Origin of the sequence: Swaminathania salitolerans (assembly GCF_007988945.1) — a bacterium.
In the GTDB taxonomy this organism is placed as follows: Bacteria; Pseudomonadota; Alphaproteobacteria; order Acetobacterales; family Acetobacteraceae; genus Swaminathania; species Swaminathania salitolerans.
Genome location: NZ_BJVC01000003.1, coordinates 331,812 through 355,112 on the forward strand (window position 1 = coordinate 331,812; position 23,301 = coordinate 355,112).

The following is a 23,301-nucleotide window of genomic DNA, read 5'->3' on the forward strand; positions in this document are numbered from 1 at the left end:
CGCCGGAACGCCTCAGTTCTCGGCGAGAACCTGACGGCTTGCCCGCACCTTCGTGACGCGGCGCTGTTCCATCTCGACCACTTCGAACAGCCATCCTGCGAAGACGACCTTGTCTCCCTTGGCCGGGACGCGGCGCAGCAACGCCAGAATGGCCCCGGCCAGGGTGTGATAACTGCCCGCCGCGGGAAGGTCCGGCAGATCGAGCACCGAGCGCACCTCGTCGGCAGGCATGAAGCCATCGAGAAGATAGTCGTCCTTCCTGCGGGCATCGGCCCGCTCGGTCTTGCTCTTTTCCGAGGTCTCGTCGCCCACGATCGCCTCGAAGATATCCGAAGGGGTCACGATGCCCTCGAAGGACCCGTATTCATCGAGGACGAAGGCGATTCCCAGACGTTCGCCCCGCATACGCTCGATCATGTCCTGTGCCGTCAGACTGTCGGGCACGACGATCGGCTGTCTGAGCGCCGCCTCGATCGAGATCGGCAGCCCCTGCAGCAGACGATCCATCAGATCCTTCGCGAGCACGACCCCGACCGGGTGATCGACATCCCCTTCGCAGACCAGGATGCGCGTATAGGTGGATTGTCGCAGCTTGACGATCAGCGCATCGCGGCTGGCATGGCGCTCCACCCAGAAAAGCTCGTTTCGCGGCGTCATGATGGCGCGCACGGGACGATCGGCGAGCCGCAGAAGACGCTCGATCATGACGCGCTCCTCACTCTCGAGCACACCGGCCTGCGCGCCTTCGGCCAGCATGGCACGCAGCTCCTCCTCGGTGATCGCAGCGCGCGTCAGCCCGCCCACGCCGAGAAGACGCAGCACGATCGATGACGTACCGCTCAGAAGGGCCACGACCGGACGGGAAACGGTGAGGAGCGCCAGCAACACGAAAGAGAGACGCGCCGCGATCTTTTCCGGCTGCTGGAGCGCGATCTGCTTGGGCACCAGCTCGCCGAAGACGAGCATCGTGAAGGTGATCGCAACGACGACGATCCCGATCGAGAGCTCGTTGGCGAAAGGCCTGAGCCAGGAAACACGCACGATCAGATGTGTAAGGTCCTCTTCGATCTGGCTACCGCCGAACGCGCCTTCGAGAATCGAGACGAGCGTCATGCCGATCTGCACGGTCGGCAGGAAGGAATGCGGCTCGTCGGCAAGACGCAAGGCCCGCTCGGCACCCCTGACCTGACGCTTCACCAGCGCGGCCAGCCGCGGGCGCTTGGCCGAGATGAGCGCCATCTCGCCCATGGCGAAGATGCTGTTCAGCGCAATCAGAAGACAGATGACCAGGATCGGGGTGAGCATGAGGTCCTTCGTTCAGAAACGGAAAAAGGCGGACATACGCATTGTATGCCCGCCTTTCCGGAATAGAGCGACCCCGGCAGAAAACCTGACATCCCCGGCCGGGGAGGGCGCATCGACCGCTATGCCCCGATCACCGGGCATAGCGAAGCGCATCGGGTGAGGAAGCCCCTCATTTTTCGCACTCAGTCGGCTGCGTCGGCAACCTCGACCGTCTTGGTCTCGGCCTTGTGGACACGCACGCGCGGCCCGCGGGCGGGTTTGCGCGATTCGAGCAACGTGACCTGCTCGGCCACCTGCGTCTCGTATTTGTATTCTGCGGGACGCTGGTTCTCGAGAGAGATCTCCGGGACCATCGGCTTTTCGGTCTCGGGTCCGAACAGGGCCACCTTCGCGATATGCCAGGGACGCTTGACGGCATCCATGACGGCCGTGGATTCGTAACCCGAATGGACCATGCAATCGGCGCATTTCTCATAGGCGCCGGTGCCGTACTGTTCCCAGGCGGTGTCGTCCATCAGCTCCCTGAACGTCTTGGCATAGCCTTCGCCGAGCAGATAGCAGGGACGCTGCCAGCCGAACACGGTACGCAGAGGCTTGCCCCAGGGCGTGCAGTGATAATTCTCGTTGCCCGCGAGGAAGTTCAGGAAGAGCGGCGACTGGGTGAAGCGCCACTTCTTGCCCTTGCCCAGACGGAAGATGTCGCGGAAGAGCTGCTTGGTCTTCTGGCGGTTCAGGAAGTGCTCCTGATCGGGCGCACGCTCATAGGCGTAACCCGGTGCCGTCATGACGCCATCGACGCCGAGCGCCATGACCTCGTCGAAGAACCGCGCCACGCGCTCGGGCTGCGCACCGTCGAACAGCGTGCAGTTGATCGAGACCCGGAATCCGCGTTCCTTCGCCTTGCGAATGGCGGAAACGGCACGCTCGTACACACCTTCCTGGCAGACGGACGAATCGTGCATCGCCTTGTCGCCATCGAGATGGATATCCCAGGAGAAGAAGGGATTGGGCTCGTAATCGTCGAGCTTCTTCTCGAGCAGGAGCCCGTTGGTGCACAGATAGACGTATTTCTTGCGCGCCGTCAGACCCTTGACGATTTCGGGCATCTCCTTGTGAAGGAGCGGCTCACCGCCTGCGATCGCAATGACGGGGGCATCGGCTTCGGCATCCGCATCCAGACAATCCTGCACGCTCAGACGCTGGTTCAGGATCTGGGCGGGATAGTCGATCTTGCCGCAACCGGCGCAGGCAAGGTTGCAGCGGAACAGCGGTTCGAGCATCAGGACAAGGGGATAGCGCTTGCGACCCAGAAGATGCTGCTTGACCACATAACGTCCGACACGGACGGCCTGCATCAATGGAACGGCCATGTATCTCTTTGCTCCTACACCAGATGACGTGCGATCGCGGAGCCAGATCGGGCCCGGCAGACAGGCCGCCTCGACGTCAAACGTAAGACCCGTTGATCAGAAAATCTCTGGAAAACAACACCGGAAGACTGTTCGGCGTGCAAGACTCAAAATGACACAAACGGGATGATAAAGCGTGGCCTATACACCGGCGCGGCACGACTTCTCAACAACGCATCTTTTTCGGCGAACAGGCTGTGTCATTTTAGTGACATGTCTTTCGGATAACTAACCTATTTTTAAGCTGAAATCTGTTGCAACATATGGGGCGATGCGCGCATTCGCTGCCTTCGCCATCCGGTTACGGCACCCTATTTGCACTTTTCAGCGTTATATCCGACATATGCCGGACAAGGCCGGGTGCTTCGAAAAGGGGTGCCGGTCGAGGTCGGGCAGGAGATGATCTGGTCGGGATGCGACTCACCCCACTTTTCCGGGTGGGTCTCCAGTCATATGTCTATCCCGCATCAGGGCAGATTTGAGGACGCAGCATGACATCAGTTACCGCCAGAACTTCGCGTGCCACCAATGAAAGACGGTCCGCCGCAAGACGGACCCTGTGCGCGTCCCTCGCCCTCGCTGCGCTGATGGCGCCGGGGGCTGCCGCCCTCGTCTCCCCCGCCATGGCCCAGACCGGTGCCGCGACGGGCGGTGCCGCCAGTTCGGCAGCCGTTGCACCGATCGACAGTCTCTATGCCGTTCTGCGCCAGATCCAGGCACCCACGAGCGGAACGCCCGATGCCCGCGCCGCCATGGTCGCTCCCGTGATCGACCGGATCTTCGATCTCTCGACCGTCCTGCACAACTCGATCGGGATGCGGTACACGACCCTGTCCTCCGACGAGCAGACGAAGCTTCTTGCCGCGTTCCGGAAATTCACCGTCGCGCGCTATGTCTCGAGCTTCAAGAAAGGGGGCGATGCCCGGTTCACGGTCAATCCCGTGACCCGTCCCGCACCGACGGGCGGCAGCACCATCGTCAACACCACGATCGGAGGTGGCAGTGATTCGGCCACGACGATCAATTACGTGATGATGCCGTCGGGCGGCGGATACCGGATCGTCGATATTCTTCTCAACGGTCATATCAGTCAGGTCGCCGCGCAGCGTGCCGATTTCAGCTCGACTCTCGCGCGCGGCGGGGTTGACGGTCTGGTGACCCTTCTGAACCGCAAGACCGCCAAGTTCCTGAACGACTGAGATGCCAGCCGGACCCTTCCAGTGTTCCTTCCTGACAGGGGAGGAGGAATACGCGTGCCCGGCATTCTGAGCTGGCTGGGCTATGCCTCGGCCGGGCTCGCCGTCGCCGGGTGTGCGCAGTCCCTGATCGGCGCGGCCCTGATCGCCGCGTTCCGGCGCAACGAGCGCCGGGAGAGGCGCGCGCCTGAAACCGGCGCGCCCAATACCGGCGCATATGAGAATGGCGCATACGAGAATGGCACGAACGGGACGGGCGCAGACACGCTTCCGCCGGTCACGATCTTCAAGCCGCTTCACGGCGACGAACCGATGCTGGAGGCGGCCCTGCGCAGTTTCTGCATGCAGGATTATCCCGCCTTCCAGATCGTATGCGGCGTGCAGCGCAAGGACGATCCGGCGATCGCCGTCGTCGAGAGGCTGCGCGGCGCCTTTCCGTCATGTCAGATCGATCTGGTCATCGACCCGACCCCTCATGGCACGAATCGCAAGGTTGCCAACCTGATCAACATGGCCCCCCGTGCCAGACACGATCTGTTCGTCATCTCCGATTCCGATATCCATGTTCCTCCGAATTATTTGCGGGACGTGGTCCGGGGTCTGCTCACGCCGGGTGTCGGCCTCGTGACGACGCTCTATGCAGGACTGCCTGCCAGCGCGTCGCTCGTGCGACAATTCGCAGCCTGTCAGATCAATCACAATTTCATGCCCGGCGTCATGATGTCGCGCCTGCTCGGACGACGCGACTGTCTGGGCGCCACCATGGCCCTGCACCGGTCCACCCTCGCGCGTATCGGCGGGTTGACCGCTCTGGCCGATCATGTCGCAGACGATGCCGTACTCGGGCAGCGCGTCCGTGGCCTCGGGCAGACCATTGCGCTTGCACCCTGCATGACCTGGACGACCGTTGCGGAAGATTCGGCGCGCGCGATGATCGAGCACGAGCTCCGCTGGGGACGGACGGTCAAGAATGTCGAACCCGTCGGCTACGGTCTCTCGGCCATCCAGCTTCCCCTGTTCTGGGCCAGCGTCACGCTCGTCTGCTGCTGGCAGAGCAGCTGGGCGCTCTGGTTCTTCCTCGGGATCTGGGCCGTACGCGCGACAGCGGCCCTGATCGTGGATATCCTGCTCGGACGCGTGACCCCGGTCGTGTACGGTCTCTTCCCCCTGCGCGAATGGCTGTCGGCGGCGATCATGGTCGGCAGCGCCCGCGGACAGCGCGTGGAATGGCGTGGCCAGACGCTGCATATCCGTCGCGCTTCCTCCGGCATTGCCCCTCCGGCCCATCCGGTGGAGCCGGGCGATTAGACTTTTCGACGTTTCGACCCCATATGCTCCGGAAACTGCCAGAGCACCCTGAATTCCCACCTTTGCCGGGTTCAACGACCCGGGAGGTTTTTGACCAAGGAAGCACTTCACCATGATGCGCACGCTGTTCCTTCAGCCCCCTTCCTTCGACGGTTTCGACGGCGGCGCCGGTTCGCGCTACCAGGCCAAGCGCGAGATCCGTTCCTTCTGGTTCCCGACCTGGTTGGCCCAGCCGGCCGCCATGGTCGAAGGCTCGCGTCTGATCGATGCGCCTCCGGCCGGCATGGGCATGGAGCCGATCCTGAAGGACGTGATGAATCGCGACCTCGTGGTGATGCACACCTCGACCCCGTCCTTTGCGTCCGACGTGCGTGTGGCGCAGATGCTGAAGGACGCGAATCCCAACCTGATGATCGGCATGGTCGGCGCGAAGGTTGCCGTGCAGCCCGACGAATCGATGGCCAAGGGCAGCCCGATCGACTTCGTCGCCCGCAACGAATTCGATTTCACAATCAAGGAAATCGCCGAAGGCCGCGAGCTGAAGGATGTGGACGGCATCACCTGGCGCAACAAGGATGGCGAGATCATCGCCAATCGCGATCGCGCCATGATCGAGGACATGGACTCCCTGCCCTTCGTCACGGAAGTCTACAAGCGCGACCTGAAGATCGAGGACTACTTCATCGGGTATCTGATGCACCCGTATATCTCGATCTATACGGGCCGTGGCTGCAAGTCGCGCTGCACCTTCTGCCTGTGGCCGCAGACGGTCGGTGGCCATCGCTACCGCACGCGCAGCCCCGAGCATGTGGCTGCGGAAATCCGCCTCGCCAAGCAGTATTTCCCGCAGGTGAAGGAGTTCATGTTCGATGACGATACCTTCACCGACGATCTGCCCCGTGCGGAAGCCATTGCGCGTGAAATGGGCAAGCTGGGTGTCACCTGGTCGTGCAACGCCAAGGCGAACGTGCCCTATGAAACGCTCAAGATCATGAAGGAAAACGGGCTGCGCCTGCTTCTGGTCGGCTATGAAAGCGGCAACCAGCAGATCCTTCACAACATCAAGAAGGGTATGCGCGTCGAAGTGGCACGCGAGTTCACCAGGAACTGCCACAAGCTGGGCATCAAGATCCACGGCACCTTCATCGTCGGCCTGCCGGGCGAGACGAAGGAGACCATTCAGGAAACCATCCGGTTCGCCCGCGAGATCAACCCGCACACGCTGCAGGTATCCCTGGCAGCCCCCTATCCCGGCACGGCGCTGCACAAGCAGGCCACCGAGAATGGCTGGTTCAACGAGGCGGAGGCCGAGCTGATCGACGAGAACGGCGTGCAGATCGCACCGTTGCACTACCCCCATCTGTCGCATGAGGAGATCTTCAACTCGGTCGAGGAATTCTATCGCAAGTTCTACTTCCGCGCGCCGAAGATCGCCTCGATCGTCAACGAGATGGTTCGCAGCCCGCAGATGATGAAGCGTCGCCTGCGCGAGGGCGTGGAATTCTTCCAGTTCCTCAAAGACCGCAACGCCGCCTGATCCTTCATGCGTCGTCTGATAGTCTCGGCCGATGATTTCGGCCTGAGCGAGGAGGTGAACGAGGCCATCGAGATCGCCCATCGCGACGGGCTGCTCTCGACGGCCAGCCTCATGGTTGCCGGTCCCGCCAGTGCCGACGCCGTTCGCAGGGCGAAGAAGCTGCCCGATCTGCGTGTCGGCCTGCATCTCGTCGTCATCGAAGGGGATTCGGCGCTGCCCGGCGCGACCATCCCGGCGATTGCGACACCCGATGACCGCTTCGGCACCAGTCAGCTCGGTCTGGGCGTTTCCTATTTCTTTCGCCCCGCTGCCCGGCGCGCTCTGGCCCGCGAGATCGAGGCCCAGTTCCGGGCCTTTCTCTCATCCGGCCTGCCTCTCGATCACGCCAATGCCCACAAGCACATGCATCTGCACCCGACCGTCGGCAGGATGCTCGTCGAAACGGGGCTGCATTACGGGTTGCGTCACGTCCGCACCCCGATGGAACCGCCCGGGCCATTATCCGAGGCGGAGCTGCATTTCGATTCTTTCGGTGCGGCGGCCCTGCGCCGCTGGTGCGCGGTCCTGCGGGCCCAGATCGCCCGGGCCGGGATGACGACCAACGAGTCCTGTTTCGGCCTCGCCTGGAGCGGCCAGATGCTTCCCGGACGTGTCGCGGGACTGGTCCGCGCCCTGCCCGAAGGTCTGTCCGAGATGTATTTTCACCCGGCACTCGAGCAGAACACCCTGCTGCGTCGTCTCATGCCGGAATACGACCAGCGTGGGGAATTCGACGCGCTGGTCAGCACGGAAATGCGTGAGGCCGTCCGCGCCTCGGGGGTTACCCTGACGGACTGGTCAGGCAGAAGCCTGCCTCCGGGGAGGGCCGCCTGAACCTGCGGCCCCGGGCCGGGATCAGAGGCTGGATTCGACCCAGGCCTTGAGCTGGCTCTTGGGCAGGGCGCCCGTCTTCTGCGCGACGACCTCGCCATTCCTGAACAGCATCAGTGTCGGAATGCTGCGAACGCCGAATCGTGTCGGCACTTCGGGATTCTCGTCGATATTGATCTTGGCGACGGTCAGGCGTCCCTTGAATTCACCGCCGATCTCTTCGAGCGCCGGGCCGATCATCTTGCACGGGCCGCACCACTCCGCCCAGAAATCGACCAGAACCGGGCCTTCAGCCTTCAGAACGTCCTTTTCGAAGCCGCTGTCGCTGACGGCAACCGTGTTTTCGCTCATTTCACTCTCCTCAATCGGGGGGGCGACCGCAGGGCCGACCCGAGAGCGACATATCAGCAGGAAAGCCGACACGTTCAAGAGCTGGTGAAGGAGGAATCGCTGCCATTGCGGGAACGCCCACCCTGGTGAACAGTTTTCTGTCGTGTTGTCATGGTGTTAGGGGGTCTGTCCTGTGTCATTGCGTCCGGTTCGTCGCATCCTCCGGCCTCGGATGGGCTGTCTCGCTGCCCTGCTCGGCCTTTCGGTAGCCCCTCTGGCCCCGACCTCACCGCTCCCGGAGTCACTGAGGCAGAAGGCCCACGCCGCACCTGCCGCATTGTCGTTCCAGCCTCTCACCGCACCCGCGACGCATCGCATCCTGCCCGGAAAGATCGTCTTTGCCCTTCTGGTCACCCCCGATGCAGCATCGGCCCGGTCGTTCTACGGGCCACTGTTCGACTGGCATTTCAGATCCGTCGGCAGGAAGGACTCGGGCAATCTCGAGATCATCCATCGCGGTCGTCCCATCGGCATGATCGTGCCGCGCGTCCTGCGTCATCCGGAGCGGGACACGCCCTTCTGGCTGCCTTTCCTCTCGACATCCGACACGGCGGCGCTCGCCCGGGAGGCACGCAGACAGGGAGGGAAGGTCCTGTTCGGTCCGCGCGCCGTTCCCGGTCTGGGTCAGGAAGCGGTCATTTCCGACCCGCAGAAGGGCCTCTTCGCCGCATTCAGCTCCGCCTCCGGCGATCCCGGCGACGAGGGGGAAACGACGTCGGGCGACTGGGCCTGGTCTTCCCTTCTGTCGCCCGCCCCGGACCGGTCCGCTGCATTCTACAAGACCCTCTTCGACTATGACGTGAAGCGCGTCGCCGACCCCGTCATCGGACGTCCTCTCCCGCATGAAAACGCACCGGGGCAGTTCTTTCTCGTCTCGCAGGGTCAGGAACGCGCGGGTATCGCCGGGCTTCCGCCGGGCGATGAACGCCCCGACAAGGCGCGCTGGGTCCAGTTCATGCGTGTCGACAATTGCGCCAGCACGGCAGAACAGGTGGCCCGTCTGGGCGGGAGGATCCTCGTTCCGCCCCATATGGATCGCGACGGCGCCATGCTCGCCATTTTCTCCGACCCGACAGGCGCGGTTTTCGGAGCGATCGAACCCGGAACGGAGGAAAAATCCCGATGAGCCGCATCGAGCGCCCCGGATCTGCCCGGCAGGAAACGACCCGGCAGGAAGCGTCCCGAAGAGGGGCGATCGCGTATCGACCTTTGCCCCCTCACGGGCTGCTGTCGCGCAGCGGGTTCGGCCGGATGCTGGCCGTGTTCGGCCTCGGCGCGATCCTGTCCCTGAGCGGCTGCGCCGGGCCCTATGGCACCTATGGTGGCCAGTATTACGGCTATCCGGGAGGCTGGGGGCGCCATGGATGGAACGGGGGCTATACGGTCGGGCCGCATTATACGGGCCGTGGCTGGGGTGGCCCGGGCTATCGCCGGAGGCTGACCCCGCGCCCGACGAGACCGCTCGGGCCGCGCCCGGCCGGACCGGCGGGAGCGCGCCCGATACGCCCCTGACAGGGACGGAGCATACCGAACGACCGGGGATGCCGACTCACGTCGTTCCGGGCGTCGTCCCGGCATCGCGCGCCGGTCCGTCCTAGAGTTCCCCCTCGAGGATCGTCGCCGAAGGCCCCTCCGTCCAGACCAGAACCGCAACACGCCTGTGTTCGGGATAGAGCTGTCCCAGCACGGCCCCATAAGCCGCCATCTGGCGCCGGTACGTCGCAGGGACCTGTCCACCGCGCGGCGGCGACTGGTTGGTCTTGAAATCGCAGAAATAGACCGTATCCGCCGCAACGCGCATCCGATCCACCTGCCCCAGAACAACCTGCCCTTCCGCCAGTCCGGTCACGGGTTGTTCCGCGAGGCTGCCCGGCTCGAAAAGCGGGGCAAGCGCGGGCAGGGTGAGCAGATCGACGATCTGACGGGCAAGACGGTCTGCCTCCCCGGTGGAGAACCCATGCGCGGGCCGCATCAGCCATTCGCGCGCAAGGCCTGCCCATGCTTGCGGCGGACGATCGGGCAGCCATTGCAGCAGACGATGCACCAGCGTACCGCGGGCGAGCGCCTGCGCCCGCGGCGTGTTCTGCCCCGCGTGACGAAGCAGGGGCGACACCCCCGGAGGATCGATCCCGAACCGGGCGGATTCCGGGCGGCTCGGCGCCAGAGGACGGGTCAGGGCATCCTCGTGCGGTGCCGGAAGCGCGCGCCATGCGGGCGGTTTGCCGAAACAGTCGGGGACGGGGACGAACACGCCCGGCTGTGCGGAGGGGCGCACCAGATCCTGCTGCTCGGGCGGAGTTTCGATCTTGAGCATCTCGCCCGGCCAGCCGCCCTCGAACGGCACCCGTTCTGCCCCGAGACGCTCGAATCCGGCCTGGCAGGAATCGTACCACGTCGTTTCGCTGCGCGTTTTTCCCGACTCCCAGCCGCATATGACCAGCCAGTCGCTGGCCCGGGTGAGCGCGACATAAAGCAGCCTGTTGCGCTCGGCGCGGGCTGCCGCGTTTTCTTCCGCCTTGAGACGCTCGCCCGCATCGGAGGGCAGATCCTTCGACGGCAGCCAGACCGGCAGATCGACCCCATCCTCGCGTTTCCAGAAAAGGCTGGTTTCGCCCGGTGCCTTGCCGGTCATGTCGGGCAGGACGACAAGTCGTGCCTGAAGCCCCTTCGCGCCATGCACGGTCATGATGCGTACGGCGTCCGTCTCCGCCTCGGCCTCGCGCTTGACCGTCAGATCGCTTGCCTCCAGCCAGTGCAGGAACCCCTGCATGGATGGCGCGTGGAGCGCCTCGAAGCGCAGCGCAGCGGCAAGCAGGTCGTCCATGGGCTCCGCCGCCTCGGGACCGAGACGGGCAAGGATACGGGCGCGTCCTCCATGGCGGCCGAGCGCATCGGCGAGAATCTGGTACGGCGTCGCATAATCGACGCGCTGCTGGAGCGCGGACAGCCTCTGCCAGATCGCCCGCCAGTCCGGACGCTCGGCATGGCGCTCGCGCAAGACCGTCCACAGGGGGCGCCCCTCCCGGTTCGTCGCGAGCGCCATGAGGGAATCGTCGGCGATCCCCCCGAAGGGCGATGTCAGGACAGTCGCAAGCGTGAGATCGTCCTGAGGGAGCAGCAGGGCGTGACAAAGCGCCATGAGATCCTGCACGGCGAGGGACTCGGTAAGTTTCACACCGACAAGCGTCGCCACCTCGACCCCCTGCCCCTTCAGGGCCCGGACGAGAGCGCGCAGGAAGGCGGACCGGCGCGGCACCAGAACGAGAATATCTCCGGCACGCAGGAGCGCCTGACCCGGCTGGGGGGGCTTTCCGATCTGCTCGGCGATCCAGCGGGCCAGGGTGTCCGCGAGACGTTGCGGGGCGCTGCTCTGACCGGTATTGCCGAGCGGGGCCGCCCATGGATCGTCCACGGTTTCCCTGTCTTCGCGAGGGACCAGAGGCCAGAGTTCCACACGACCGCCCTCTCCGGGACGGGCCGAGCGATGACGCGGAACATGGGTTCGTCCCGGCTCCCGCAATCCTTCCGCTGCCTCCGGCGTTTCTGCGTCCCCTGCGGTCCGGGACGGTCCGGCATCTGCCCCGCGGCTTGCGAAAACCGAATCCACCAGCGCCAGCACAGGCGCGACGGACCGGAAGGACACGCCGATTTCCGGTGTGCGCCAGTCCTGCCCGGCGCCCGTCACGAGCGCCTCGAAACGCGCCCGGGCGCGAAACAGACCCTGGGGATCGGCCCCCTGAAAGGCGTAGATCGACTGTTTGAAATCCCCGACGGCAAACACCGTGCGCGGTCGGCCCTCCATGTCGCGGGCTCCCTCACCCACGAAGAACTCCTCGATCAGTGTCGTTGCGATCTCCCATTGCGCGGCCGAGGTATCCTGCACCTCGTCCAGCAACAGATGGTCCAGACCGCCATCGAGCTTGTAGAGAACCCAGGCCGCACCGGGATCGCTCAGAAGATCCCGCGTGCTGGCGATCAGATCGTCATAATCGACGAGGCCGCGCAGGGTCTTGTCTTGCGCGTAATGCGCAAGCGTGGGCGCGGCGAGCGCGAACAGGGCGAGATTGAGCGCAACGAGACGCTGTGCAGCGAGCGCCCGCCCGAGGGCGACGAGACGTTCGCCTTCGGCAGTGAAGGCCTCCGGCAGATGGGGACGATCGCGCGCGATGGGCGCCTTGCAGAAAGCCTGGGTCTTGCGCGGCGTTCCTGTCTGCGTGACGAAGAGATTCGTCCAGAGCGCTCCATCCCGTTCTGCTACGGGACGGGACAGGATATCGAGCATCTGCGTCAGTGCGGCCTGCATCGTCGGCGAGCCCAGAGGGAGCGCCTCCTGCGCGCAGGCACGCAGGGTCGCTTCCTGCGGCGACGCGACGCACGCGCGTTCGAGATCCGCAACCGATGCGTCTCCCGCCCCGAAAACGCGTCGATATCTCCGCTCGATTGCCCGCGGATCCTGTTGCCAGAGAGCGAATCCCTGTCTCAGCCGTGCGACACGCCCCTGCAGCGCCCTGATACGGCCAAGATAATCCTCCAGCCCGACCTGACCCGCGAGAAGCGACAGCCGGGCCTCCATCGCAGGATCGTCCGACGCCCGGGACAGGGTCCGCTCGATCGCGTTGGCGAGCGCCAGTCCGGAATCCGTCTCTTCCATCAGGGTGAAATGCGGGTTGATCGCTGCCTCGACCGGAAACCGTCTCAGCAGGGACTGGCAGAAGGCATGGATCGTGCCGATCTTCATGCCCCCCGGCAGATCGAGAACCCGGACGAACAGCCCTCGCGCCGCAAGGCGGGTTTCCGGCGTGACAGGCACGCAAAGCGACTCGAGCTCGCGATCGAGATCGGTATCGGGCAGCGAGACCCAGCGTCCCAGCCGGGCCTGAAGACGGTTGGCCATTTCGGCAGCGGCGGCGCGGGTAAAGGTCAGACACTGGATACGCGCAGGATCGCTCCCCGGCAGGACATGCCTCTCCCCGGTGGCGGGATCGCTCCGGGTCACGGGAAGCATCAGACGCAGCAGGCGATCGATCAGCAGCTTGGTCTTGCCGCTTCCGGCCGAGGCGGAAACGAATACCGACGCCAGAGGATCCGATGCCTGACGCTGGATCTCGTTGGCGGAGGCGATGACCGCACCGGACTCCTCCCTCTCGCTCATTCTCCTCCCTCCTCGCGGGCGGCGCTCCACTCCGACACACGGGCCAGATGGGCATAGTCACTGTATCGCGGCACATGATCGGGATGAGGATGCGACCGATAGGCGGTGCGCGGATCGTCGAACGCCTCGACCCGCATGCGCAACCGCTCGAGCGCCGAATCGACGAGAGGTTCGATATCCCCGGGCTTGCGCGGGACGGAGAGAACCTCGCCCCTGTTCCGGTCGCCGGTCAGACGCCAGTATTCGAGCGCGGCGCACGTCGCCGCCGGAAGGGAGGGAAAACCTCCCAGACGCAGCATGGCCGCCTCGAGCACGAGCTGCGAACTCCATCCCGATTCCACATCCGACATCCTGGGCAGGCTGCCCGTCTTGTAATCGATGATGGTCGCGCGCCCGTCCTTGCCGATCTCGATGCGATCGGCGCGCGCCGTCAGACGGAAAGGCGCCAGAGGAACAGTCAGAACCAGCGTTCCTGCCTGTTCGGTCCTGCAGAGATCCGGAGACGGGCGCCCGGCCTCGAGCGAGGTGACCCAGTCGGCGATCCGCAGGATACGCGGCCGCCACCAGGCGGCGAGAGCGGGACGGAGCTGACGCGCGGCGAGCGTATCCAGCAGAAGACGTCGCAGCGAACGGCCCGCCCGACGCTCCGGATCCAGCCACAGATCGAGCCCCTCATGCACGATCACACCGATATCCGAACGGTCCGCAGCCTCCTCGAGCGCGGGCAAGGCCCGCAGACCGAGCACGTGGCGGGCGTAGATCGCATAGGGATCGCGCAGCCAGGTGTCGATTTCCGTCACGGAGAGACGTCTGGGACGCAGCATGACCGGAGGACGCGGCTCGGGCGGCGCGACCGGGCGTGCAGGCCCGTCGGGCTGGTCGATCCGTGCGTGCCATTTCAGGGCCGGATGGGGCGGGAGCATCTGCCCCCTTCCCTCGAGCAGCGCAGCGAGGCGGACCAGCCAGCGTGCCGGTACGGCAGGCGCTCCATCCCGTCGCGCTGCACTGGACAGGACTACCTCGCGGCCCGACAGGAAGGCGGTGATGAAGTCATGCGCCGCAGTCCCGATCAGACGTTCGGGTGACGGCAGCCCCGCCCGGGTACGCATCGGACGGCTGAGCCATGGTCCGGGATCCGTCGCGGGCGGCCATATGCCCTCGTTCAGCCCGCCGAGTACGACGAGATCGGCGAACTGGAGACGCGCCTCCAGAACACCCAGGATCGAGACGCGAGGATGCAGGGATTCGCCGTCGCGCCCCTGGAGGACGCGCTGACCGAACACCATCTGCCCGGCCATCGATGCCAGCAGGAAAGCGGGCAGAACGTCCGGCTCCTGCGGCGGGAGAATGGCGCCATGGGTCATGAGACCGGAAAGATGGGTGGAAAGCGCATGCCCCTCCGCGCCGAGCCACAGCCGCTCCGCACCGGACTGATCGGCCGTGCGCGCGAGGGCTTCCGCAGCTCTCACCAGTGCCGCCAGAAGCTCCGGCAGGGGGCAGGAGCCAGCCGAGAGAAGCGGAGAGAGCGCATCGTCCAGCCGGTCGAGAAAGAGATCGAGCGGTTCGGCCCGGTCGGGACTGTCGGCCGTATCCGCCTTTTCGTCGTCATCTCCCCCAAGGGCGAGACGCAGCCCCGCAAGACCCGGAGGCGGCGCCGGCCCGCGCAGGGCCATGCGCTCGAGCCGGCGCGCCGTCGCGCGGCAGGTTCCCGGCGTGGTCCCCAGAGCGACGAGCGGATGCTTGAGAAGGGCGAGAAGCGAGACCGGCGCGAGAGACGAGGCCACCGCCTCTGCGAGGAGACGCAGCAATATGGCGGCAGGCGTGAGGGCAAGCGCCTCGCCCGCACTGTCATCGGCCACGATCCCGTAGCGGAGAAGCTCGGTCGCGACACGGCGCGCCAGACTCCGGTCGGGCGTTACGAGGGACGCCGTACGTCCGGGCGTCTCGACGGCCAGACGCAGGATCATCGCGATGCAGGCAGCCTCCTGCTGCTGATCGGCGGCATCCAGCCGCGTGATCCCTGCAAGGGGAAGCGGGGTGCGCGTCTCCCCCCAGGCTGAAAGCCCGTCCATCGGACGCATCATGAGCCCTGCCAGCGTCATGCGCCGATGCAGCTCGGGCCGCCCGTCCTCCGCCCGCCAGACCGCGAGGGTTTCACGGGAAACACCGAGATCGCGCAGAAGATGCCGAAACCCTGCCTGGGGGTGGCTCTCGGGAAGGGTCTCCCACAGCGCGTCAGGAAGGGCCAGATCGACACCGGGCAGAATCACGCATCCCTGAGGGGCCTGGAGCACGGCACGCAGGATGGCACAGACCGCAAACATGCCATCGGTGAACCCGACCGCCCAGAGCGGCCCCTGAGGGGGCACCTGCGTCCAGCGGGTCGCCTGCGCCTGAAGCAGCGCCACCTGTCGGGCGACCGGGTTCATCACGCCGGTCTCCTCGAGCCACGCCGGCCAGACATCCGTGACGATATGAAGAAACCGCAGGGTCTTGTGCCAGTGATCGGCAAATCGCGGTTCGGCCGCATCCGGCAGACGGGTGCGCAAATCGACCCCGACACGCTCGGCATCGTCCATCAGCTCCGCCAGTGCCGAGGCGAGCGGCCAGGCCTGTTCGAGGGTCAGGGCGGTATTGAAGATTCCCTCCGCCCGGAGCACCAGGGCGGCGAGCACGGCGAGACGACGCTGCTTGTCCACGGCAGGAGGGAAGGAAAAGGTCTCCGCACCCGAGAGCGCCAGATCCTCCTCATCCACATCTCCGACCGGCACGATGCGCGGCAGAAGCGCGGCCCGGCCATCGAGACAGCGCAGAAAGGCCTCCATCAGATTGCGAGCGGCGCGACGGCCCGGCACGAGGATCAGGGCCTGGGGGGCATTCTGGAGGGCAGGTCCCTCGAGCCAGAGCCGGGCGACCGTATCGAGAAAGGGACGATCGGACGGGATCGTGGCGAGCGTCACAGACGCTCGCTCCACCCCTCGATCCTCACCCGACGCGCCGTCTCGACCGGTCCGGGCATCAGCGTCAGATGCAGCGCGTGACCGGGCAGCGCGTCCTCGGCCCGTTCGGGCCATTCCACGAGCATGATCCCGTCCTGGAGTTCGTCCCATCCAAGCTCTTCCAGCGCATCCGGCCCGCCGAGACGCCAGAGATCGAAATGTGCGACCTGCCCTTTCCGGGTATCGTAGAGCTGTACCAGGGAAAATGTCGGGCTTGGCACTTCCATGGCCGGATCGCCTGCCAGATGCCGCAGGAACGCCCGGGCGAACACGCTCTTGCCCATGCCCATCTCGCCATGAAGCGCAATCACGTCGCCCGGTTGAGCCAGCTCGGCCAGCCTTGCGGCCAGAGCCTCTGTTGCAGACGGATCGGGGAGCGCGCTTTCGGTCATGGGGATACTCTAGAGCCGCGCCGGAACGATGGGTAGGGGGAGAACGGGTACCGGGAAAGGAACGCTTGCCGGGCGCACCCGGGCGCAGGGCATGACAGGCGGATCTGCCAGCCTTCCTGCCGCCGCCATCCCGGTTGCTGCCCCGTCAGTCCCTGTATGGTGGCAGGGCGAGACCCTTCCACAACGCAAGGCCGCGCAGCCCGAACCCGAACGTGACCGCACAGCCGCCCGCAAGCATCGGCGCGACATGACACTGGGCGAGACCCACATAGAGCCCCGCAGCAAGAGCCGCGGCCGTCACATAAAGCTCCGGACGCATGATGATGGAAGGCTGGCCTGCGAGAATATCGCGAACGATTCCCCCCATGCAGGATGTCACCACACCCATGACCACCGCGGGAAGCCATGGAATGCCGAAGGCCAGCGCCTTCGCCGCACCATAAGCCGCATAGGACGCAAGACCGAGACCGTCGCACCATTCGATGGCCCGTCCCGGCCAGAGACGATGCGGCGTCCACCAGACCAGAAGCGCTGTGCAGAGGCACACCGCGAGCGGTGCCGTCGCATGCATCCAGAATACGGGGGCGCCGATGAGCAGATCGCGGAGCGTGCCGCCGCCCACGCCGGTAAGTGCCGCGAAAAAGGCGAACGTCACCAGATTCTGACGCGCCCGGGCCGCGACCAGTGCGCCCGACATGGCAAAAACCGCCGTCCCGGCCAGATCGAGACCCGACAGGGCCGATGCAGTCCCCGACAGGGCCGTTGCCGTCACTGCGCGAGGGCCTCGATATCCCCGGCGAGCTGCTCGACCCGCGCCGGATCCGCATCCCAGGCGAACATGAACCGCGCACCGCCCCCGATGAAGGTGTAGAAACGCCAGCCTCGCGCGCGCAATCCGTCGAGGACGGACACGGGCGCCGTCAGGAACACGGCATTCGCCTCGACGGGAAACATGAGCGACACGCCGGGAAGCGCCGCGACACGCCGGGCGAGCGCCTTGGCACAGCCATTGCCGTGCGCGCCGTTGCGCAGCCACGCTCCCGTTTCGAGAAGTCCGATCCAGGGTGCGGATATGAAGCGCATCTTGGACGCGAGCTGCCCGGCCTGTTTGCACCGGTAATCGAATCCTTCCGCCAGTGCGGGGTCGAAAAACAGGATGGCCTCGCCAACGCCCATGCCGTTCTTCGTGCCGCCGAAGCACAGGACATCGACCCCGGCCTGCCATGTCATCTCCGCAGGCGAGCAGCCCAGCGCGGCACAGGCATTGGCAAAGCGGGCACCGTCCATGTGCAGGCGCAGCCCCAGCGCGCGACAGGTCGCGGCGATCTCCCGGATCTCGTCGAGCGTATAGACCTCTCCCGTTTCCGTGGGCTGCGTGATGGTAACGGCCTTGGGCTTCGGATAATGGATATCGCTGCGGCAGGTCGCGAGCGCCCTGATGTCATCGGGGCGCAGCTTGGCCTGATCGTTGCGCGCGACCAGAAGCTTCGACCCGTTGGAAAAGAACTCCGGCGCCCCGCATTCATCGGTTTCGACATGGGCGTAGGCCGAACAGACGACGCTGTTATAGGACTGGCAGAGCGCCGCCAGCGCCAGGGAATTGGCCGCCGTGCCGTTGAAGACGAAAAAGACCTCGCACGCCGTCCCGAACAGGGTCCGGAAGGCCTCGGCCGCGCCATTGGTCCATGGGTCATCGCCATAGGCCGGAACCGAGCCTTCATTGGCCTTGCGCATCCCCTCCCAGACCTCGGGACAGATCCCGGCATAATTGTCGCTGGCGAATTGTTGTGAAGCGGGTATCTGGGCCACGGACGGGTTATCCTCGATCGGTTCTGGATCCGGCGGAACGCGGCAGTTTGTGGCATGTCCCGAGATTGCCGGAGCGGCCACATCTCCCCGGCTTGCCGGAGATACCACCTTGCCCGGGAGCAGGTTGGCGCCGGAAAAACGGTTTCCGGCTCTTGATGCAGGGTTCTGCCTATCAAAGCGGTGCCCTCCACGCAATCCGCCCTGGCCGGAACGCAGTCGCCGGAACACCCGGGGGATAGGCGCCCGGCACAAGCACCCGGTATAAGAGCACCCGGAATAAGCACCCGGAATAAGCACCCGGGGTGCGCCTTCGGGATACGCCTTCGGGGCGCGCAATCTCGGGGGGTGCATCCGGACCGGGAATGTGGTTTCTGTTGGCTGCTTTTCACAGAATGACAGAACAGACACGGATGAACGCTGCCATGGGTCAGACTCCTCTCGACATCGATGTAGCCATTATCGGTGCGGGGCCGACCGCTCTCTTTGCCGCCTTCGAATGCAGCATGCTCAAGCTTTCCTGCGTGCTGATCGACGCACTCAGCGAGATCGGCGGCCAGTGCGCGGCGCTTTATCCGGAAAAACCGATCTACGACATTCCCGGCCATCCCGCGATCGAGGGCGGCGCGCTCGTCGCTGCGCTCGACGCCCAGATCGCTCCGTTCGGCGTACCCCGCCTTCTGGGCCAGCGGGTCGAAACCCTCGCCGGACATCGCGGTGCCTTCACGCTTGGGACGGATAAGGGGCAGGTCGTCACCGCCCGGGCCGTGATCATCGCCGCCGGTGCAGGCGCCTTCGGGCCGAATCGGCCCCCGCTCGAGGGACTCGAGGCCTATGAGGCAAGTGGCGCCGTGCAGTATTACGTGCGCCGCAGAGCCGATTTCGCAGGGCGGCGAATCGTGGTGGCCGGGGGGGGCGATTCCGCGCTCGACTGGGCGCTTTCCCTGTCGGACATCGCCGAGAAGATCTTCCTTCTGCATCGCCGCGACCGTTTCCGTGGTGCGCCGGAAACGCTGGCGCAGATCGAGGCGCGCGTCGCCGACGGACGGATCGAGAAGGTCGTCCCCTACCAGCTTCACGCGCTTCATGGCGCATCGGGACAGCTCGACGCCGTCGAGATCATCGATCTGGAAGGCGCGACCCGTCGCATCGCTGCCGATACGCTGCTTCCTTTCTATGGCCTCTCCACCGATCTCGGCCCGATCGCGACCTGGAATATCGACACGATTCGCAGCACGGTTCCGGTCACCCCTTCGACCATGGAAACGAGCCTGTCCGGCGTGTTCGCCATCGGCGATGTCGCGACCTATCCCGGCAAGCTCAAGCTCATTCTCCAGGGCTTCAGCGAGGGGGCGATGGCCGCCCATGCCATTCATCCGATCGTTCATCCCGATCAGGCGCTGCATTTCGAATATTCCACGAGCAAGGGCGTACCTGCCGGGTCTTGAGCATAGGCCGGGCGTCTGTTTAGAATGGTATCGAAATGAATATAAGGCGCTATCCCCGATGACTCAAGACCGGAACGGCGCGCAGGATGACGCCCGCCGTGCGGGCGGCTGGCTCAGGATCGATCTCGATGCCCTGGCCGCCAATTATCGCGCGATCCGCAGCCATGTCGGCCCCGATGTCGCGGTCGGCGCTGCGGTCAAGGCCGATGCCTACGGGCTGGGCGTCGAACGCGTCGCGCCCTGTCTCCATCGCGCGGGATGCCGCCGGTTCTTCGTCGCCACCTTTCAGGAAGGCGTCGCATTGCGGCCCCTGCTGCCCGCAGACAGCGCCATCTGCGTGCTGAACGGACCGCCGCCGGGCAGCGAGGCCGATTTTCCCCGTTTCGGGCTCGTTCCCGTCCTGAACAGTCTCGATCAGATCAGACGCTGGGCCGCGTTGCAGGATGCGCCCGGTCGGCCGCCCTGTCTCGTGCAGCTCGATAGCGGCATGTCGCGATTCGGCCTTTCGGAGGACGAACTCCGGACCGTATTGCAGGAGAGACTGCTCGAGCGCCTGTCCGTCTCTTTCGTGATGAGCCATCTTGCCTGTGCGGACGATCCCTCCTCACCGCGCAACGAGACGCAGCGCCTGCGTTTCGAAACCCTGCGCGCGCTTCTGCCGGATCTGCCCGCCAGTCTCGCTGCCTCGAGCGGCATCTTTCTCGGGGCCCCTTTCCATTTCGATCTCGTTCGGCCGGGCTATGCCCTGTATGGCGGCAATCCGGTGCCGGGCCGGTCGGATACGATGCGCCCGGTCGTGACCCTTCATGCAGGTCTCGTCCAGGACCGCTGGATCGCGCCCGGCGATGCCGTCGGATACAGCGCGCGTTTCGAGGCCGATCGCCCGAGCCGGATCGCCACGCTGTCGGTCGGATATGCAGACGGCTTCCCGAGACGGGCCGGAGGGCTCGCCCATGCCGTATGGCCGGAGCGACCGGAGATCGCGCTTCCCATCGTCGGACGGATCTCGATGGATTGCATGACGCTCGACATCACCGCTCTGGGCGATATTCCCCTGCCCGCAGGTACGGCGTTCGAACTGATCGGCCCGCATTGTCCGCTGGACGCGCTGGCCACGACCCTGGATACGATCGGATACGAGCTGCTCACCGGTCTCGGGCAGCGCTACCATCGTGAGTATATCGAGAGTTCACTATGAAGATCATCGTCATGGGCGCCGGCGTCATCGGCGTCACCACTGCCTGGTATCTCGCGGAACAGGGGCATGAGGTCGAAGTCGTCGACCGACAGCCCGGCGTGGGGCTCGAGACCTCGTTCGCCAATGCCGGACAGGTCTCTCCCGGTTATTCCACCCCCTGGGCCATGCCGGGCCTGCCGCTCAAGGCCGCGCGATGGATGTTCGAGAAACACGCCCCGCTCGTCGTCCGGGCCGCTGCCGTCAACGGGGCGATGCTGCGTTTCATGACGCAGCTTCTCGCGAACTGCACCCATCATGCCTACGATATCAACAAGGGCCGGATGCTGCGGGTTGCGGAATACAGCCGCGATTGTCTCGCCGAACTGCGCCAGTCCACAGGCATCGCCTATGACGACGGACAGAAGGGTCTCATCCAGCTTTTCCGGACGGACAAGCAGATGGAGCACGCCTATGAGGACATGCGCCTGCTCGAGGAAAGCGGTGTCGCGCATGAGCTGCTCGATGTGGAGGATGTCCTGTCCCACGAACCGGGACTTGCGGGAGCGCGCCAGATCCTGAAAGGGGGGCTCCGGCTGCCCGGCGACGAATCCGGTGACGCCTATCTCTTCACGAAACGTCTGGCCGCCCTGGCTGCGGAAAAAGGGGTGACCTTCCGTTTCCGTACGGAAATCGAGGCGATCGAAGCCGCCAGCGATGCCATTTACGGCATTCGCACCAGTGCGGGGCGCCTGACCGCCGATGCCTATGTGCTCGCACTCGGCAGCTATTCGCCCCGCCTTCTCAAACCGATCGAACTCACATTGCCGGTCTATCCCGTGAAAGGATACTCGCTTACGGCGCCGATCACCGATGAGAGCGGCGTTCCGACCTCGACCGTCAATGACGAAACCTACAAGGTCGCCATGACGCGGCTTGGCGATCGTATCCGCATCGGCGGTACGGCCGAGCTGACCGGCTGGCGTCTCAAGCTGAGCCAGGACCGTCGTGAAACGCTGGAGCTTTCCTTCCGCGAGATGTTCGGCGGCGCCGATCTCAGCCGGGCCAGCTACTGGACCGGGCTGCGTCCCTGCACGCCGGACGGCACGCCCGTGGTCGGGCCCTCGGGGCGGTACGGCAATCTGTGGCTGAATACCGGGCATGGAACGCTCGGCTGGACGATGGCATGCGGCTCCGGTCGTATTCTGGCCGATCGCATCAGCGGCAAACGCACGGATATCCCGTCGCTCGACCTTTCTCTTGACCGCTATACGTCCTGATGAAGCCCGGGAAGGGCACGCTCCCTTCCTTCCACATGACATGACCCTGCGCATGGCACCGGACCGCTGGCCTCTACCTGTGGCTGTGCCTGCGGCTGCGGACCCGGGCCTGTAGGCCTGATCCCGAGCTTTGAGGACGATCCGGGCGAGCGGAACACGCCGGGTATCCGCCTCGCACGAAACGAATAACGAGCCGCCGGTGCACGTCGCGCGAACACCGGATTCTCGCCGTCTATCGACGGAAAAAAAACGGAAAGATCGTGGAACGGGATCGGATCCGATCCGATCCGATCCGACATCGATCCGAAAACCGATCCCCATCGAAATCCTGCTTTCCCAAACGATTCCGACCGATAATATACCGGTATATAAAAGTAATTATGGTTATAAATCACATATCTTGTTCCGGATAACGAACTTTCATGCGTTTGTCATAGTAAAACACTTTTGTGTGAGTAATGAATGTTCCTGTTTCATTAAAACCAACAATGTTCTACCGGATTTATGCGAACAGGAGATAATACGCCCAGTTAAAGAAAATAATATGCGATTCTTCCGATTCCAATCCCGGAAGAAATTCCTGGCGGCCCCGGCGATGCTACAACGAAACCGTATTGGAAGATGATATGGCGATCTATAACGTAAATAATGGCGCCTCGATATCGGGGACCGGAATACCATGGAATTCCGGCTCGACGAGATATGACAGCGTGGTCGTATCGAATGGCGGCAGTGTCACCGATCTCGGCGTCAGAAACGGTGGCTCCCTCATCATAGGCAGCGGCGGAATCGCGATCAGCACCGTGATTTCAAGCGGGGGAACCCTGACATTCGTCGGAGGCGGAATCGGGGGGTGGACCACCCTCCTTCCCGGAGGCACCCTGAATATCGGATCGGGCACGGTTCTCGATGTCCAGCACCAGACGTCCCTCGTCGCAACCTCGGGTGCAAGCTTCAATGTCTTCTCCGGCGGCGTCCTTTCGCGTGCCGATATCGGAGACGGAGGCTTCCTGACGGTCAGTGCCGGAGGAAATG

General features: G+C 64.7%; 17 protein-coding genes, 1 pseudogene and 1 riboswitch. Of the genes and pseudogenes, 10 read left to right on the forward strand and 8 right to left on the reverse strand.

Annotated features, from left to right (window positions below; genetic code table 11):
* Window positions 1–12: 12 nt before the first annotated feature.
* Both SSA02_RS08695 and hpnH read right to left on the reverse strand, forming a co-directional pair.
* Window positions 13–1,305, reverse strand: a complete 1,293-nt coding sequence (locus tag SSA02_RS08695; protein WP_147093660.1) for a hemolysin family protein — start codon at window positions 1,303–1,305, stop codon at window positions 13–15.
* A gap of 182 nt (window positions 1,306–1,487) precedes the next feature.
* Window positions 1,488–2,675: an adenosyl-hopene transferase HpnH gene (hpnH, locus tag SSA02_RS08700; RefSeq protein WP_147093661.1), complete on the reverse strand. Its 1,188-nt coding sequence runs from the start codon at window positions 2,673–2,675 to the stop codon at window positions 1,488–1,490.
* 530 nt (window positions 2,676–3,205) lie between these two features.
* Here hpnH and SSA02_RS08705 point away from each other — a divergent pair.
* From SSA02_RS08705 to hpnK, 4 genes are all read left to right on the forward strand, one after another.
* Window positions 3,206–3,913, forward strand: a complete 708-nt coding sequence (locus SSA02_RS08705) for an ABC transporter substrate-binding protein (protein ID WP_147093662.1) — start codon at window positions 3,206–3,208, stop codon at window positions 3,911–3,913.
* Window positions 3,914–3,967: 54 nt separating this feature from the next.
* Entirely contained in the window at window positions 3,968–5,218 is a 1,251-nt protein-coding gene (hpnI, locus tag SSA02_RS08710) for a bacteriohopanetetrol glucosamine biosynthesis glycosyltransferase HpnI (RefSeq protein WP_246103757.1), read from the forward strand.
* A 112-nt stretch (window positions 5,219–5,330) separates the two neighbouring features.
* On the forward strand, window positions 5,331–6,755 hold the full coding sequence (gene hpnJ / locus SSA02_RS08715; protein WP_147093663.1) for a hopanoid biosynthesis associated radical SAM protein HpnJ: 1,425 nt from the start codon (window positions 5,331–5,333) through the stop codon (window positions 6,753–6,755).
* A gap of 6 nt (window positions 6,756–6,761) precedes the next feature.
* Window positions 6,762–7,628 carry a hopanoid biosynthesis-associated protein HpnK gene (gene hpnK / locus SSA02_RS08720; RefSeq protein ID WP_147093664.1) on the forward strand — a complete coding sequence of 289 codons (867 nt, stop codon included), beginning with the start codon at window positions 6,762–6,764 and terminating at the stop codon, window positions 7,626–7,628.
* 21 nt (window positions 7,629–7,649) lie between these two features.
* Here the strand turns inward: hpnK and trxA are convergent, their stop codons facing one another.
* Window positions 7,650–7,976 (reverse strand): thioredoxin TrxA, encoded by a 327-nt coding sequence (trxA, locus tag SSA02_RS08725; RefSeq protein ID WP_147093665.1) that lies wholly within the window; start codon window positions 7,974–7,976, stop codon window positions 7,650–7,652.
* A 211-nt stretch (window positions 7,977–8,187) separates the two neighbouring features.
* Here trxA and SSA02_RS08730 point away from each other — a divergent pair, with 211 nt between their 5' ends.
* Together SSA02_RS08730 and SSA02_RS08735 are read left to right on the forward strand one after the other, a co-directional pair.
* Window positions 8,188–9,141 (forward strand): VOC family protein, encoded by a 954-nt coding sequence (locus SSA02_RS08730; RefSeq protein WP_147093666.1) that lies wholly within the window; start codon window positions 8,188–8,190, stop codon window positions 9,139–9,141.
* The gene (locus tag SSA02_RS08735) at window positions 9,138–9,527 is read left to right on the forward strand and encodes a hypothetical protein (protein WP_147093667.1); all 390 of its coding nucleotides are present in this window, start codon (window positions 9,138–9,140) and stop codon (window positions 9,525–9,527) included. The genes SSA02_RS08730 and SSA02_RS08735 overlap by 4 nt, the downstream gene beginning before the upstream one ends.
* An 82-nt stretch (window positions 9,528–9,609) precedes the next feature.
* On the opposite strand, the gene addA is transcribed toward SSA02_RS08735, so the two are convergent.
* The 5 genes from addA to SSA02_RS12750 all read right to left on the reverse strand — a co-directional run bounded on the left by addA (window position 9,610) and on the right by SSA02_RS12750 (window position 18,358).
* Window positions 9,610–13,167 carry a double-strand break repair helicase AddA gene (gene addA, locus SSA02_RS08740; RefSeq protein ID WP_147093668.1) on the reverse strand — a complete coding sequence of 1,186 codons (3,558 nt, stop codon included), beginning with the start codon at window positions 13,165–13,167 and terminating at the stop codon, window positions 9,610–9,612.
* On the reverse strand, window positions 13,164–16,127 hold the full coding sequence (addB, locus tag SSA02_RS08745) for a double-strand break repair protein AddB (RefSeq protein WP_371859208.1): 2,964 nt from the start codon (window positions 16,125–16,127) through the stop codon (window positions 13,164–13,166). Before addB ends, addA begins: the two co-directional genes overlap by 4 nt.
* A complete protein-coding gene (gene tsaE / locus SSA02_RS08750; RefSeq protein ID WP_147093670.1) occupies window positions 16,124–16,558 on the reverse strand; it encodes a tRNA (adenosine(37)-N6)-threonylcarbamoyltransferase complex ATPase subunit type 1 TsaE in 435 nt (144 codons plus the stop codon). The genes addB and tsaE overlap by 4 nt, the downstream gene beginning before the upstream one ends.
* 145 nt (window positions 16,559–16,703) lie before the next feature.
* Complete coding sequence (locus SSA02_RS12745; RefSeq protein WP_246103760.1) at window positions 16,704–17,330, reverse strand: trimeric intracellular cation channel family protein; 627 nt, start codon at window positions 17,328–17,330, stop codon at window positions 16,704–16,706.
* A complete protein-coding gene (locus SSA02_RS12750; RefSeq protein ID WP_186807741.1) occupies window positions 17,327–18,358 on the reverse strand; it encodes a threonine aldolase family protein in 1,032 nt (343 codons plus the stop codon). The genes SSA02_RS12745 and SSA02_RS12750 overlap by 4 nt, the downstream gene beginning before the upstream one ends.
* A gap of 60 nt (window positions 18,359–18,418) precedes the next feature.
* A riboswitch (SAM-I-IV-variant riboswitch) is annotated at window positions 18,419–18,531 on the reverse strand.
* A 258-nt stretch (window positions 18,532–18,789) separates the two neighbouring features.
* On the opposite strand from SSA02_RS12750, the gene SSA02_RS08760 reads away from it, so the two are divergent.
* The 4 genes and pseudogenes from SSA02_RS08760 to SSA02_RS08775 form a co-directional block, all read left to right on the forward strand.
* Complete coding sequence (locus tag SSA02_RS08760) at window positions 18,790–19,812, forward strand: NAD(P)/FAD-dependent oxidoreductase (protein ID WP_147093672.1); 1,023 nt, start codon at window positions 18,790–18,792, stop codon at window positions 19,810–19,812.
* Between the two features lie 58 nt (window positions 19,813–19,870).
* Entirely contained in the window at window positions 19,871–21,010 is a 1,140-nt protein-coding gene (gene alr, locus SSA02_RS08765) for an alanine racemase (RefSeq protein ID WP_147093673.1), read from the forward strand.
* Window positions 21,007–22,266, forward strand: coding sequence for a D-amino acid dehydrogenase (locus SSA02_RS08770; protein WP_147093674.1), 1,260 nt, complete (start codon window positions 21,007–21,009; stop codon window positions 22,264–22,266). Before alr ends, SSA02_RS08770 begins: the two co-directional genes overlap by 4 nt.
* 626 nt (window positions 22,267–22,892) lie before the next feature.
* A pseudogene (locus tag SSA02_RS08775) lies at window positions 22,893–23,301 on the forward strand (Hint domain-containing protein); the annotation flags it as partial.

Excerpts from the sequence above, each read along its gene's own strand:
- alr (WP_147093673.1), top strand. The coding sequence starts at position 19,871 with ATGACTCAAGACCGGAACGGCGCGCAGGATGACGCCCGCCGTGCGGGC.
- hpnH (WP_147093661.1), bottom strand. The coding sequence starts at position 2,675 with ATGGCCGTTCCATTGATGCAGGCCGTCCGTGTCGGACGTTATGTGGTC.
- hpnK (WP_147093664.1), top strand. The coding sequence starts at position 6,762 with ATGCGTCGTCTGATAGTCTCGGCCGATGATTTCGGCCTGAGCGAGGAG.
- SSA02_RS08770 (WP_147093674.1), top strand. The coding sequence starts at position 21,007 with ATGAAGATCATCGTCATGGGCGCCGGCGTCATCGGCGTCACCACTGCC.
- SSA02_RS08695 (WP_147093660.1), bottom strand. The coding sequence starts at position 1,305 with ATGCTCACCCCGATCCTGGTCATCTGTCTTCTGATTGCGCTGAACAGC.
- SSA02_RS08730 (WP_147093666.1), top strand. The coding sequence starts at position 8,188 with ATGGGCTGTCTCGCTGCCCTGCTCGGCCTTTCGGTAGCCCCTCTGGCC.
- trxA (WP_147093665.1), bottom strand. The coding sequence starts at position 7,976 with ATGAGCGAAAACACGGTTGCCGTCAGCGACAGCGGCTTCGAAAAGGAC.
- SSA02_RS08760 (WP_147093672.1), top strand. The coding sequence starts at position 18,790 with ATGGGTCAGACTCCTCTCGACATCGATGTAGCCATTATCGGTGCGGGG.
- tsaE (WP_147093670.1), bottom strand. The coding sequence starts at position 16,558 with ATGACCGAAAGCGCGCTCCCCGATCCGTCTGCAACAGAGGCTCTGGCC.
- SSA02_RS08735 (WP_147093667.1), top strand. The coding sequence starts at position 9,138 with ATGAGCCGCATCGAGCGCCCCGGATCTGCCCGGCAGGAAACGACCCGG.
- SSA02_RS08705 (WP_147093662.1), top strand. The coding sequence starts at position 3,206 with ATGACATCAGTTACCGCCAGAACTTCGCGTGCCACCAATGAAAGACGG.
- hpnJ (WP_147093663.1), top strand. The coding sequence starts at position 5,331 with ATGATGCGCACGCTGTTCCTTCAGCCCCCTTCCTTCGACGGTTTCGAC.
- addA (WP_147093668.1), bottom strand. The coding sequence starts at position 13,167 with ATGAGCGAGAGGGAGGAGTCCGGTGCGGTCATCGCCTCCGCCAACGAG.